The organism is Mariniluteicoccus endophyticus (assembly GCF_054780035.1).
The window spans coordinates 17,965-30,713 of sequence record NZ_BAAGXC010000001.1 but is presented as its reverse complement, the minus strand read 5'-3'; the positions used below and the strand labels follow the sequence as shown (position 1 = coordinate 30,713).

Annotated in this window: 11 protein-coding genes; 5 read left to right on the top strand and 6 right to left on the bottom strand. The window is 72.0% G+C overall.

The window, feature by feature from the left end:
* Nucleotides 1-18 precede the first annotated feature (18 nt).
* Nucleotides 19-924, bottom strand: a complete 906-nt coding sequence (locus ACYVGD_RS00140) for a hypothetical protein (protein WP_460740934.1) — start codon at nt 922-924, stop codon at nt 19-21.
* A 349-nt stretch (nt 925-1,273) separates the two neighbouring features.
* On the opposite strand from ACYVGD_RS00140, the gene ACYVGD_RS00135 reads away from it, so the two are divergent.
* Entirely contained in the window at nt 1,274-1,879 is a 606-nt protein-coding gene (locus ACYVGD_RS00135; RefSeq protein WP_460740933.1) for a YgjP-like metallopeptidase domain-containing protein, read from the top strand.
* Here the strand turns inward: ACYVGD_RS00135 and ACYVGD_RS00130 are convergent.
* Nucleotides 1,836-2,381, bottom strand: coding sequence for an NUDIX hydrolase (locus tag ACYVGD_RS00130; RefSeq protein ID WP_460740932.1), 546 nt, complete (start codon nt 2,379-2,381; stop codon nt 1,836-1,838). The two genes, ACYVGD_RS00135 and ACYVGD_RS00130, sit on opposite strands and share 44 nt — an antisense overlap.
* Nucleotides 2,378-3,805 carry a zinc-dependent metalloprotease gene (locus ACYVGD_RS00125; RefSeq protein WP_460741116.1) on the bottom strand — a complete coding sequence of 476 codons (1,428 nt, stop codon included), beginning with the start codon at nt 3,803-3,805 and terminating at the stop codon, nt 2,378-2,380. Before ACYVGD_RS00125 ends, ACYVGD_RS00130 begins: the two co-directional genes overlap by 4 nt.
* Before the next feature lie 213 nt (nt 3,806-4,018).
* Between ACYVGD_RS00125 and ACYVGD_RS00120 the strand changes: the two genes are divergently transcribed.
* The 4 genes from ACYVGD_RS00120 (at nt 4,019) to ACYVGD_RS00105 (ending at nt 9,043) form a co-directional block, all read left to right on the top strand.
* Nucleotides 4,019-4,462 (top strand): molybdenum cofactor biosynthesis protein MoaE, encoded by a 444-nt coding sequence (locus tag ACYVGD_RS00120; RefSeq protein WP_460740931.1) that lies wholly within the window; start codon nt 4,019-4,021, stop codon nt 4,460-4,462.
* The gene (locus tag ACYVGD_RS00115) at nt 4,459-5,574 is read left to right on the top strand and encodes a YlbL family protein (RefSeq protein WP_460740930.1); all 1,116 of its coding nucleotides are present in this window, start codon (nt 4,459-4,461) and stop codon (nt 5,572-5,574) included. The genes ACYVGD_RS00120 and ACYVGD_RS00115 overlap by 4 nt, the downstream gene beginning before the upstream one ends.
* Nucleotides 5,571-6,134, top strand: a complete 564-nt coding sequence (locus ACYVGD_RS00110) for a PPA1309 family protein (RefSeq protein WP_460740929.1) — start codon at nt 5,571-5,573, stop codon at nt 6,132-6,134. Before ACYVGD_RS00115 ends, ACYVGD_RS00110 begins: the two co-directional genes overlap by 4 nt.
* Before the next feature lie 62 nt (nt 6,135-6,196).
* The gene (locus ACYVGD_RS00105) at nt 6,197-9,043 is read left to right on the top strand and encodes a UPF0182 family membrane protein (RefSeq protein WP_460740928.1); all 2,847 of its coding nucleotides are present in this window, start codon (nt 6,197-6,199) and stop codon (nt 9,041-9,043) included.
* On the opposite strand, the gene ACYVGD_RS00100 is transcribed toward ACYVGD_RS00105, so the two are convergent.
* The 3 genes from ACYVGD_RS00100 to ACYVGD_RS00090 are packed head-to-tail and all read right to left on the bottom strand — an operon-like array spanning nt 9,044 to nt 12,251.
* Nucleotides 9,044-10,357 carry a M16 family metallopeptidase gene (locus ACYVGD_RS00100; RefSeq protein WP_460740927.1) on the bottom strand — a complete coding sequence of 438 codons (1,314 nt, stop codon included), beginning with the start codon at nt 10,355-10,357 and terminating at the stop codon, nt 9,044-9,046.
* The gene (locus ACYVGD_RS00095; protein ID WP_460740926.1) at nt 10,354-11,646 is read right to left on the bottom strand and encodes a M16 family metallopeptidase; all 1,293 of its coding nucleotides are present in this window, start codon (nt 11,644-11,646) and stop codon (nt 10,354-10,356) included. The genes ACYVGD_RS00100 and ACYVGD_RS00095 overlap by 4 nt, the downstream gene beginning before the upstream one ends.
* A complete protein-coding gene (locus ACYVGD_RS00090) occupies nt 11,643-12,251 on the bottom strand; it encodes a DUF4352 domain-containing protein (RefSeq protein ID WP_460740925.1) in 609 nt (202 codons plus the stop codon). The genes ACYVGD_RS00095 and ACYVGD_RS00090 overlap by 4 nt, the downstream gene beginning before the upstream one ends.
* Nucleotides 12,252-12,749: the final 498 nt, after the last annotated feature.

The following is a 12,749-nucleotide window of genomic DNA, read 5'->3' as shown; positions in this document are numbered from 1 at the left end:
AAACGCGGACCGGCGGGGTCAGGCTGCGCGGGCGACCCGGCAGGCACACGCGGGGTGACGCGGCCAGGAGCGGACCTCCACCGACCAGTCGGGGTCCACCTCGAGGGTGCGGCCCGCCAGCGGGGGAAGCGTGTCGCGGACCGGGACGCCCTCGCGGACGACCTGGACCAGTTGTCCGCAGGCCCAGGCCCGATGGGCCGCCGAGCTCGGCAGCCGGGTGCGGCACAGCTCGGTCAAGACGGTGCCCCACTCCGGGTCGCGGGCGCGCACGAGGTCGAGACAACCGACGCACGCGCTGCGTCCGGGCACCACGATTGGCCCGAGTGCCAGCCCGCGGGGCTGGGGCCGGACGAGCAGGAACGGAGTCCCCGTACGGTGCAGGACCTCCGTGAGCGCGCGATCCGGTTCGAGGTGGTCGTCGGCGACCACGGTGAGGTCGTACGTGTGCGGGGTGGACCACCAGTGGGGCTCGTGCTCGGCGGACAGCCCCTGGGCGCGCAGGTGGGCCACGAGGCTCTCCCCCCCGGTGGCGTGCGCCGCCGCGTACACCTTGGGTGGGGCGGGATCCGGGTCGACGACGGTGAGGCGGGCGGTGGCGGTGCGGACCAGCGTCTCGGCGAGGTCGCGCGCCAGGGCCCCTGAGCCGATGAGGCGGACCCGGGGCTGCCGGCGTCGCCGCGGCGTGAGGAGCTCGTGCTCCTCGAGGCGGGCCACGAGTCCGTGGATCTCGGTGGGGTCCATGTCGACGCGCGCCGCGGCCGTGTGCAGTGCGCGGGTCCCGTCGATCTGGGAGAGCACCGTTCGCCAGGTGCCGGCGTCGCCGCGGAGGAGGAGGCCGTGGTCGGGGGAGAGCCCGACCTGCAGGCCGTCGCTGCGTTCGACGAGGGGGAGGCGGGGGTCCAGCCTCGGTTGTTTGCGTGGCATGGGGACGAGTCTGGCGGCGTACGCGGGGTCGTGCCGGTTGTCCACAGACCAGTTCTGGCGAAGGGAAGAGGCCCCCAGGAAATCGAACTCCGCTTGCCTTCCCCTGCGAGCGGGTCAACCATCTGAGGGCCTCGTGGTAAAGAACCTAGGGGGTAGGCGGCCCCACGTCAAACGGCCCGCCGGACGCACTGTCCACTGCCTGTGGACAAGTGTGTGGAGAACCTGTGCGGGGGTGGGGACGGCGTGTGGAACGCCGTCGGTCATGTCCTGTCACTCTGCGTTAACCCTGTGGACACCCGCTCTGGGTGCATGAGGCGACTCTCATCAAGGCGCGGGTTATGGTCGAGCCATGCCAGAGACGTTGTCCGACGAGGTCGAGGTGCGCCGCAGCCAGCGACGTCGCCGTACCGTGTCCGCCCACCGCGAGAACGGCCGGATCGTGGTTCTCCTTCCGGCGCTCATGTCGGCCGCCGAGGAGCGCGAGTGGATCGATCGCATGGTCGCGAAGGTGCGCGCCCGCGAGGCGAGGGCCCGGGGCCCGGTGGGTGACGAGGACCTGACCCGGCGTGCGGCGGCCCTCCACGACGCGGTCCTCGCCCCGCACGTCGATCAGGTCCGGCGGCCGCGCAGCGTGGCATGGGTGACCAACCAGAACCGGCGGTGGGGTTCGTGCTCGGTGCGCGAGGGCACTATCCGGGTGTCCCATCGGCTGCAGTCGATGCCGTCGTGGGTGCTCGACTACGTGCTCGTCCACGAGCTGGCCCACCTGTACGAAGCCGACCACTCGCCACGGTTCTGGGCGCTGGTCAACCGTTACGAGCGCTCCGAGCGGGCCCAGGGATTCCTCGAGGGCTGGAGCCAGGCGTACGCGAGGATCCGCCCCGACGACCCGGTGGACGACGGCGACCCGGTCAACCCCGCAACCGCAGACGAGCCTCCTGCACCAGGCTCGTGACCGACTCGTCGGTCTCCGGCAGCGCGTCGGCGTCGAACCAGCGGACCTCCTCGGACTCGTCGCTCACCACGGGCTCCTCGACGGGGTCGCCGATGGCCAGGTAGCGGACGTCGAGGTGGAAGGTCGGGCGGACGGTCCCGCACGGCACCTCGTGGCGGTCGAGCTGGAGGATTCCAGGGACGAGCTCGAGCGTGCGGAGGCCTGACTCCTCGCGTGCCTCCCGCAGCGCGGCGGCGCCCAGGTCGGCGTCGTCGGCCTCGACGTGGCCCCCGGTCTGGAGCCAGCGGCCCAGCCGCTTGTGCATCACCAGCAGCACGCGTCCGGCGTCGGGGGAGACCACGATCGCGCTGCCGGTCAGGTGGGCGCCGGGGCAGTCGCGCGACCAGCCCTCGTAGGTGTCGTCGAGATGGCGCAGGAAGGTACGCCGCAGCCCGCCCTGGAGCTCGTCTGCGGGTTCCCAAGCCTCGAGCTCGGCCCGGCAGGCTTGCGTCAGCGGGGTCACCGCTTCGGCCCGTCGCCGGCCGCGGGGTCGTCGCCGGGTGCGTCGTCGCCGCGGTCGGAGTCGTCGCGTGCACGCGCGGCGTCGTCGAGGAGACGCTCGAGCTCGGCGTCCATGTCGTCGACCTCGTCGTCGACGGTGTCGAGAGGGTCGGTGGTCGCGGCCTCTCGACGCTCGCCCGCCACGAAGCCCAAGGGGTCGTCGAGGTCGGCCGAGGTCGGCAGGAGGTCAGGGTGGTTCCACACGGCGTCGCGGCCGTCGGCGCTGCGCGCGTCGCGGAGCGCGGCCCACAGGTTGGCCGCGTCCCGCAGGCGCCGGGGGCGCAGCTCGAGACCGACGAGGGTCTTGAAAGTGGCCTCGATCGGGCCGCCGGAGGCGTGGCGGCGCCGGACGGCCTCGGCCAGCGCGCCCGAGCTGGGCATCCACCGGGCGGTCGCCTGTGTGACGACCTCGTCGACCCAGCCCTCCACGAGGGCCAGGAGGGTCTCGAGGCGTTCGAGGACGGCGCGCTGCTCGGGCGTCTGCTTGGGCTCGAAGAGATTGCCCTGCAGCTGTTCCGAGAGCTCCTGCAGCCGATCGGGGGTCAGTCTGGCCGGGTCGAGCTCGCCGACGGCCTCCTCGATCCCGGACAGGTCGATCGTGATGCCCCGCGCATACTGCTCGACGAGGGCGAGCATCTGGGGACCCAGCCAGGGCACGGACGCGAACAGGCGCTGGCGGGCGCACTCACGCAGCGCGAGGTAGAGCGTGACGTCCTGGGGCGTCTGGGACAGCCCCTCGCCGAACGCGGCGGCGTTGTGGTGGACGAGCGCGATGACGTTGCCCCGGTCGCCGTCGAGCGGCAGCCCCGTCTCGGTGGGGCTGACGACGCTCGCGGCGAGCGCGCCGATGGCCTGGCCCGCCTGGAGGCCGAAGATCGTGGCGCCGCTGGAGCGCAACCAGGGGCGCAGCAGGGCCTCGAGACCGCCCAGCATGTCGTCGCCCTCGCCCTCGTCGGGGCTCATCGAGTTGGCCATCGCCTCGGCCAGCGAGGCAGCGACCGGGTCGATGAGCCGGCGCCAGGTGGGCATGGTGTTCTCGACCCACTCGGCGCGCGACCAGGCCGCCACCGGGCCGCCGGTGGCGGGGAACTGGGTGGCGGCGTCGAGCCAGGCGTCCGCGAGGCGCACGGCATCGCGCACGCCGTCGAGGTCGCGCGAGGTGGGGGAGGGGTCGGGGCCCTCGACGGCGACCACGCGCCGGGCGATGTCACGGATCTGGGTCCAGCGGGCTCCGCCGGCATCACCGCCGGCACCGGGTGCGCCGCCGAAGAGGCCCCCCATGCCCATCTGCGACAACGCCTGCTGGAACTGCTGCATCATCGCCTGGAGATCGGGCTGCTGGCCGCCGGCGCCGGGCTGGCCGAAGGCGGCCCCGCCCAGGCCCATGTTCCCGAACAGCATCTCGAACGGGTTCTGGGGCTGGCGGTCGTCGTCGTGGGGACCCTTCTCGGGGTCGTGGTTCTCGGCCATCGAGCTCACTCCTGTGGGATCGGCGTGTGCTCCATTGAACCGTACGCGGCAAGACAGGGGTGCGAGGGCGTGCCGGCCGCCCGAGAAGGGGATGTGCCCGATGTTGCGCCCCCGGGGTAGGGTCGGGGTGTGCCGCAGCCTCCTGCCCCGGTCCCGACACGTGTCCAGGCCCGACTCGAGACGACCCCGCTCAGCGTGGACGCCCTGCTCTCGTCGGTGCAGGACGAGCGGGCGGGAGCAGTCGCCACCTTCCTCGGCACGGTGCGTGACGCCGACGGCGGCCGTGGGGTCGCCCACCTCGACTACACGGCCCACCCCAGCGCACTCGCGGAGCTGCAACGAGTCGCCGACGACGTCGCCGGCCGCCACGACGTCGTCGCGGTCTCGGTCGACCACCGCGTCGGCCACCTCGAGATCGGCGACCTTGCTGTCGTCATCGCCGTCAGCGCCGTCCACCGCGCACCCGCTCTGGAGGCCTGCCGCGACCTCATCGACACGCTGAAGGCGCGGGTGCCGATCTGGAAGAAGCAGGCCTTCACCGAGGGCGACACCGAGTGGGTGGGCCTGCCATGAGCGTGCAGGTCCCTCCGACCACCGGCGACCAGCCCGTGGTCCGGACGCGCGCGAAGATCCTCACCCGGCAGACCTGGACGGCGCTCACGGCCGCGCTGACGTTCGTGGGGCTGGCGCTCGGGCTGGCGTTCATGCCGGTGCCCTACGTGGTCTACAGCCCGGGCCGGGCGTACGACGTGATGGGCAACAACGCGGACGGACGCCCGATCCTCCAGATCGAGCGCGCGAAGACCTACGACACCCCGGGCAGCCTCAGCATGACGACGGTGGCCGTGAGCCGTTCCGACGCGCGGGTCAGCCTGCCGGAGGTGCTGCTGGCGTACGTGCTGCCCAAGCGTGACGCCCTGCCGCGCGACACGGTGTACGCCGACGGCCAGACCGTCGACCAGGTCCGCACCGAGGAGAAGCGCAAGATGGACACCTCGCAGCAGGACGCCGTCGTGGCGGCGCTGAGCGCGGCCGGCCAGCCCGTGGAGTCGTGGCCCGTCGTCGCGTCCGTCACTGTCTCCGGCCCGGCGAACAACCGGCTGCGTCCCAGCGACCTCGTGCTGGCCGTCGACGGCGAGCCGACCCACACCATCGACGACGTCAAGACCGCCATTGCCCGTCACACCGCGGGCGACGTGATCGGGTTCACCGTGTGGCGCGACCGCCGCGAACAGCAGGTGTCGGTGACCTCCACCGGACGCCACAGCGACGCGAAGGCGGCGACGGTCGGTGTCGACCTGGGCACGGGCTACCGCTACGACCAGGTGGTGCGCTTCGGCATCAACCAGGAGGTCGGCGGCCCGTCAGCCGGCCTGATCTTCGCGCTGGGCCTCTACGACAAGCTGACCCCCGAGCCGCTGCTCGCCGGGCGCCGCGTCGCCGGCACCGGCACGATCCGAGCCGACGGCACGGTGGGCGTCATCGGCGGCATCCACGAGAAGATCGCCAGTGCCGAGGAAGCCGGCGCGACCACGTTCCTGGTCCCGGCGGGCAACTGCCGCGACCTCGCCGGCCTGTCGACGAAGATGGACCTCATCCGGGCCGACTCGCTTGTCTCCACCGTCGACGCGCTGAAGAAGGCCGCCGTCCCCGCCACCGTCCACGAGGTTCCGCGCTGCTCATGACCGACCTAACTCCGCCCGCCCACGCCCGTGATGCGCTGATCGCGGCCCTGATGGACATCGAGCGCCACGTCGGCACGTTGGGCTGGGACCAGCCGGCCCGCCTGTTCGCGCTCGTCAAGACCGACGAGCTCATCGCCGCCGAGCCCGACCTCGCCGCCCACCTGGGGCTGCGCCCGTCGGCGGAGGGCGCTCCCATCGACGCGCTGACGTCGGTCGAGCAGGAGGACTTCCGCGAGGTGGGACAGGGCGGCGACGAGTCCGACCTGCCGCAGGTGTTGGGCCGCATCGCCTGGCCCGACGCCGTGCACGGGTGCGCCATCGCGCTCGAGCGCAGCTTCCTGCCACCCTCGGCGGAGTCCGAGATCCCTGCCGACCCCCAGGACGCGGCCGCGTTCGTGGCCGGCCACCCCCAGCGGCAGGACCTCCGCGTCGTCGTCGGTGCGACGCGAGACGGCATCACCCACGGCGTCGCCCGGCTCGTGTCGAACCCGGACGACCTGCTGGGTGGCGAGGAGCTCGCCCCTGGCATCGCCGCGGCTCTCGCCGCGACGCTGGACTGACCCGACTACGCTGACCCCGACGGTCGACGTCGACCGTCGACCCCGCTGGAGAAGGAGAGCACGTGTCCCAGGCCACGAGGACCGCCCCCGGGGGAGCCCGCCGCTCCGCCCTCGTCCCGACGATCGCGGTTCTGGGCGTGGCGAGTCTGGTGTTCTACGGCTTCATGACGGTGTGGACCGACCGCCTGTGGTTCACGTCGGTGGAGTTCCCGCAGGTCTTCTCGATCGGCCTGTGGACGCAGGTGGGCCTGTTCACCGTGTTCGGTCTCGTGATGGCCGGTGCCGTCGTCGGATCGATCGCCCTCGCCTACCGCATGCGTCCCCCCACGCGCGGGCCGATCGCCAGCCAGCTGCTGGAGCGCTACCGCGACGCGATGGAGACCGGGTTCGTCCAGATCATGATGGCCATCGGCCTGATCGTGGGACTGCTCGCAGGCCTGTCCGCGTCGTCGGCGCTCCCGACCTACCTCGCATGGCGCAACCGCACCCCCTTCGGCCAGGTCGACCCACAATTCGGCCACGACCTCGCCTTCTACGTCTTCGACCTGCCGTGGTGGCGCTTCGTCGCGGGGTTCTTCATCGCCGTGGGCATCTTCGCCACGCTCGCTGCCGCGGTCGTCCACTACGTCATGGGGGCGCTGCGCGTGGCGCGCACCGCCGCGCCGTCACCGGCGGCAGGAGCCGCCCAAGCCCAGCTGTCGGCGCTCATGGGCTTCACCGCGCTGGCGTTCGCCGCGAACAGCTTCCTCGACCGTTACGCCTACACCACCACGACGAACTCGCTGCTGACCGGCATCGGTTACACCGACGACCACGCTCGCGTGACCGGCAGCCTCGTCGTCGCCGTCATCACCGCGATCTGCGCGCTGTTGTTCTTCGCCAACATCTGGCTGCGCCGCTGGATCCTGCCGGCGACCGCCGTCGTCCTGACGCTGGTGTCGAGCATCGTGCTCTCGTCGATCTACCCGGCGATCCTCCAGACGTTCACCGTCCGCCCGAACGAGCCCGACATGGAGAAACCGTTCATCGAGCGCCATATCGCTGCGACGCGGCAGGCGTACGGCATCGACGGCACCCAGATCACCGAGTACGCCGCCGAGACCAAGACCGCCGCCGGACAGCTGCGCGCCGACGCCCAGGCGCTGCCCGGCATCCGCTTGGTCGACCCGGCCGTGGTGGGGACGACGTTCGAGCAGCGCCAGCAGGTTCGTGGCTTCTACACGTTCCCGCAGGTGCTCGATGTCGACCGCTACAACATCGACGGCCAGGAGACCGACGCCGTCGTGGCCGTCCGTGACCTCGAGACCGACGGCTTGGAGTCCCAGTCCTGGAACAACCTGCGCACCGTCTACACCCACGGCTACGGGCTGGTGGCCGCGTACGGCAACCGCACAGTGGGCGGCGAACCCGAGTGGATCGTCGGCGACCTGCCGCCGAAGGGCAAGCTCAACCAGCCGGAGCCGCGCGTCTACTTCGGCGAGCAGTTCGACGAGTACTCGGTCGTCGGTGCGCCCCCGGGCACGCCGCCGATCGAGATCGACACCCCTGGTGGCCCGACCACGACCTACACGGGCAAGGGCGGCGTACCCATCGGCAACTGGTTCAACCGCGTGCTGTACGCGGGCCGGTTCGTCGACGTGAACCTTCTGCTGTCGGGGCGCGTGAACTCGGCGTCGCGGCTGATCTACGACCGCACCCCGAAGGAGCGCGTCGCGAATGTCGCGCCGTGGCTCACCGTCGACTCGAATGCCTACCCGGCGCTGGTCGACGGCCGCATCGTGTGGATCGTCGACGGCTACACGACCTCCAACGACTACCCGAACAGCCACCGCCTGGGGATGATGGAGGCGACGGCCGACTCCCAGTCGCGCGTCGGCACCACCGGCGTCGCACCCGACAAGCAGGTCAACTACGTGCGCAACTCCGTCAAGGCCGTCGTCGACGCGTACGACGGCACGGTGAAGCTGTACGCCTGGGACGAGGCCGATCCCGTCCTCCAGACGTGGCGGAAGGCTTACCCGAACGTCGTCCAGGACCGTTCGACCATTCCGGCCGACCTGCTGGACCACCTGCGCTACCCCGAGGACCTGTTCAAGATCCAGCGCGAGGTGCTGGGCCGCTACCACGTGACCGACCCGATGCTGTGGTTCCAGGGCAACGACCAGTGGCAGATCCCGGCCGACCCCGTGACACCCAACCAGAAGGAGAACCCCTTCTACCTGTCGGTGAAGTGGCCGGGCGACCAGGCGCCCGTGTTCTCCCAGACGACGGTGTTCACGCCGCGTGGTCGCGACAACCTCGCCGCCTACATGGCCGTGAACGCCGACGCGGCCTCGCCGGGCTACGGCCAGCTGCGCATCCTGCGCATGTCCGACACGCGCCAGATCTCCGGTCCGGGCCAGACGTTCAACGAGATGAACACCCATCCCGAGGTGGCCAGGCGCCTGCTGAGCTACCAACAGACCGCCCAAGTCATCCACGGCAACCTGCTGACGCTGCCCGTCGGCGGCGGCCTGCTCTACGTGCAGCCGGTGTACACCCAGAAGAAGGGTCAGGGCTCCTACCCGACGCTGTCGTTCGTCGTCGTGCGCTTCGGGGAGACCGTCGGCGTGGGGGACACACTGAAGGAGGCCCTCGACCAGGTCTTCGCCGGTGACGCGGGTGCCGACACCGGCGAGAACGGTACGCAGGCGACGCCCAACCAGCCGGCCGACCCCGACGCCCCGAAGCAGGCTCCGGGCCCGGTCGACCCGGCGGCCGCGTCGGCGGCCATCCAAGAGGCCGACGCCGCGTATGCGGCCGCCGAGAAGGCGCTCAAGGAGGGCGACCTCGCGACCTACCAGGCGAAGAACAGGGAGGCCGCGGCCGCCGTGAAGAAGGCCTCGAAGGCCCTCGGCGGCACGGGGTAGTCAGTCAGCGATCCAGCCCGCCGCCACGAGCCCCGGGCGGATCGCGGCGGCGTCGCCGACCACGATCAGCGTCAGCGCGGCGAGGTCGACGATCTCGGTGTACGCCGCGGTGGCCTGCTCGGGCGTGACGTCGCGCAGGGCCGCGAGCCAGCGGGTGACGTGGTCGGTCGGCGTGCCGTTGAGCACGTTGGCCGCCTGCTGGTCGGCCACCCCCTCCGCGGTCGCGTAGCGCAGGGGGGTGGTGCCGCCGAGGTGGTTGACGGCGTCGGCGACCTCGGAGCCCGTGATGGGGGAGCCAGCGATGTCGAGCAGGCGCCGCGCCTCGACGACCGCATCGGCCGCCACCTCTGTGCGGAACGAGCCGGCGACCGACCACGAGCCGCCGGTTCGGCGCGGCGACGGCTGCAGCCCCACCCCGTAGGTCCAGCCCAGGTCCTCCCGCAGGCGAGCGTTCAGACGGCTGAGGAAGCCCCCGCCGACGCCGTGGACGGCGACCTGGAAGGCCGCCCAGCGCGGGTCGAGGCGGTCGATGCCCTGGCCGGCGAGCCGCAGATCGGCCTGGACGGAGCCGGGTCGGTCGACGAGCCGCACGGTCGGTGCAGCGGGGTGGGGGAGCCTCTCGGCGGGGCGCTCGTCGAGAACGCCGGCCCAGTCGCCGAACGCGCGCTCGAGCCGCTCGAGGGTGTCCTCGGGGAGCGCGCCGGCGACGACGACCGTCGTCAGGGCGGGGCCCAGCAGCGCGTGGTGGGCGCGGGCGTGGTCGGCGGTCAGCGTCGCGACGGTGTCGGGCTCGCCGGCGAGCGCGCGGTGGGTGCGATCGGTGGGGTCCCACAGCGCCTCGCGCAGCTCCATGCCCGCGCGCGTGGCCGACGACGCCCGCTGCTGCTCGATCTCGGCCAGGCGCAGCGCGACGTGGCGGCGTACGTCGTCGTCGCGGATCTCCGGCGTACGCACGGCCTCGGCGAGCAGGTCGATGCCGGCGCCGAGCCGGCTGGCGGGGACGTCGACCATCAGGCGCAGGCCCGAGGCGCCGACCGCGGCGTGGAACGCCGCGCCGACGGACTCGAGCGCGTCGGCGTACGCGTCGCCCGGATGGGCGTGGGTGCCCTCGTCGAGGACGCGGGACAGGATCGTGGCGACGCCCTCTTGGTCACGGGGTTCGGCGCTGGCCGGCAGCTCGACGACGACCTCGACCGAGACGACGTGCTGACCGGGCATGTCGTGCAGCAGTGCGCGCACACCATTGGTGAGCCGGTGCTCGGCGGGGACGGGGAACGCCCAGGGGGCGGGCGGTGCGACCGCGGGACGGCTCACGAGTCCTCCTTGATGGTGGCGCGGTGGACGACGGTGGCGCGCTGGTCGCTGCGCAGGTGGGTACGGCAGGCGTCCCGCACGGCGTCGGCGTCGATCCCACGCATGACGGCGATGCGTCGGTTGATGAGACCGGGGTCGTCGAGCAGCGTCGTGTACGCTCCGATCTGGTCGGCGCGCGTGTCGAACGATGAGAGCGACTGCAGCCAGTCGCGCTCGAAGCGGGCGTGGGCCCGCTCGAGTTCGTCGGGGGTCGGGCCCTCATCGGCGAACCGGTCGATCTCGTCGACCAGCGCCTCCTCGAGCGTCTCGACCTCGACGCCGTCGCGGGTGCGCGCGGTGGCGAAGCCGATCGAGGTCCCGCCCGCGAGCGCCAGCAGCGACGCGCCGGCACCCTGGGAGAGCTCGCGCCGGCGTACGAGCTCGCGGTGGAGCCGCGACGTCTGCGAGCCACCGAGGATCGAGCAGGCGAGCTCCAGGGCGTCGAGCTCCGGCTCGCCGAGTGCGGGTAGGCGCCAGGCGAAGGCCACCGACGAGGCGGGCACGTCGGCGTCGCGCTCATCGCGGGGGAGGCCCGTCAGCGCGGGCAGGGGACCGGCGAGCGCGCGCTCGGGCTTCGGGCCGGTCGGAAGGTCGCCGAAGTGGCGCTCGACCAACGCGTACGCCTCCTCGGGCTCGATGTCGCCGACGATCGTCAGCACGCAGTTGCTCGGCAGGTAGTGGCGCCGGAAGAACGCGTGCACGTCGTCGAGCGTGGCGGCGTCGAGGTCGCCCATCGACCCGATGGTCGTGTGGCCGTAGGGGTGATCGGCGGGGAAGAGGACGCCGACGAGGCGTTCCATGAGGTCGCCGTAGGGAACGTTGTCGTAGCGCTGGCGCTTCTCCTCCTTGACGACCTCGCGCTGGTTGTCGAGGTTGTCCTGGGTGACGGCGTCGAGCAGCGAGCCGAGACGGTCGGCCTCGAGCCACAGCGCGAGCTCGAGGCCGCCGGTGGGCAGCGCCTCGAAGTAGTTGGTGCGGTCGAACCACGTCGTGGCGTTCACCGAGGCGCCGGTGGACTGCATGAGCGCGATGTGCTCGCCGGCGCCGACGTTCCTCGAGCCTTGGAACATCAGGTGCTCGAAGAGATGGGCGAAGCCGGTGCGGCCGGGCTGCTCGTGGCGCGAGCCGACGTCGTACCAGAGGTTCAGCGCGACCACGGGCGCGAGATGGTCGGGGCTGACGACCACGCGCAGGCCGTTGGCGAGCGTGCGCCGGTGGAGGCGGTACGCGGGGGCGGGGCCGGCCGTCACGGGGCAACCTTGATCATGGCGACCGGTTCCATCAGGTCGTTGGTGACGAGGACGTTGAGCGGGGCGCGGGGCGTGTCGAGGGAGACCCAGCCGCGGACGTTCTGGCCCGCAGGCAGCGTGCCGACGCTGAGCCGCGGGGTCGCCCGCGACCCGATGCCCATCATGTACTCGCGGCCGGCCTCGTCGCGTGCGCGGAACGACGAGGACCCGTAGCGCAGCGAGCCGCTGGTGCTCTTGAACTCGACGTCGAGGTTCAGGTAGGAGCCGTTGTCGGGCGGGATGATGCCCTCGTTGCTGTAGTTGACCGCGTGGATGATGATCTCGCCGGCCGACCCGTTGTAGCTCTTGAGGGGGATCGGCTTGCCGATCTCGCCGTTGATCACCTGCGGCGGGGTGGTGGGCCCGGTCGGATAGGGATCGATCTCGGTGGGCGGCGCGGTCTTGGGAGTCCTGGTCGTACGCGTCGGCGAGGGCTTCGCTGTGGGGGTGGGGACGTGGCCGGTGGTCGTGGGCGGCGGGGGCGCGTCGTTGTCCTTCAACGGGTCGAGCACGAGCCACAGCACGCCGGCCAGGACGAGGAACGCGGTGACGGCGGCGCCGATCACGAGGGGTAGCTTCGAGCCGCCGGCCTTCGGAGGCGGTCCTCCCGGGCCGGGCCTACCGCCTGGGCCGGCCGTGCCGCCAGCACCGGGCTGGCCCGGCTGGCCCCATTGGGGATGGCCCTGAGCCTGTCCCGGCTGCGGCCACCCGGACATCGACCCATCGGACATGGACCCGCCGGATGCCGAGCCCCATCCGGACTGCGAAGAGTGCCAGCCGGACTGCGCCGGCTGACCCTGGCCCCAACCGGGCTGTTGACCCTGCTGACCCGAGGGACCCTGCTGGGACGGCCAGCCCTGGTCGGAGCCACCCAACCCCGAGGAACCCCACTGGTTCTGGCCGGACGGCGGATTGGTCATGCTGGAGTCCCTTCGCGAGATGCGGCGGCGCCGCTACGTCTGGGGCAGGATATCCCTCGGCAGGGTTCCCGGAGGGCTGCCTGCAGCGCCGCTCCACGCCTCGATTTGGGTTTTCGTTCACCGTTGTGTAAAGTAGAGCAGGTC

Excerpts from the sequence above, each read along its gene's own strand:
- ACYVGD_RS00115 (WP_460740930.1), top strand. The coding sequence starts at position 4,459 with ATGAGCGTGCAGGTCCCTCCGACCACCGGCGACCAGCCCGTGGTCCGG.
- ACYVGD_RS00125 (WP_460741116.1), bottom strand. The coding sequence starts at position 3,805 with ATGGGCCTGGGCGGGGCCGCCTTCGGCCAGCCCGGCGCCGGCGGCCAG.
- ACYVGD_RS00140 (WP_460740934.1), bottom strand. The coding sequence starts at position 924 with ATGCCACGCAAACAACCGAGGCTGGACCCCCGCCTCCCCCTCGTCGAA.
- ACYVGD_RS00110 (WP_460740929.1), top strand. The coding sequence starts at position 5,571 with ATGACCGACCTAACTCCGCCCGCCCACGCCCGTGATGCGCTGATCGCG.
- ACYVGD_RS00135 (WP_460740933.1), top strand. The coding sequence starts at position 1,274 with ATGCCAGAGACGTTGTCCGACGAGGTCGAGGTGCGCCGCAGCCAGCGA.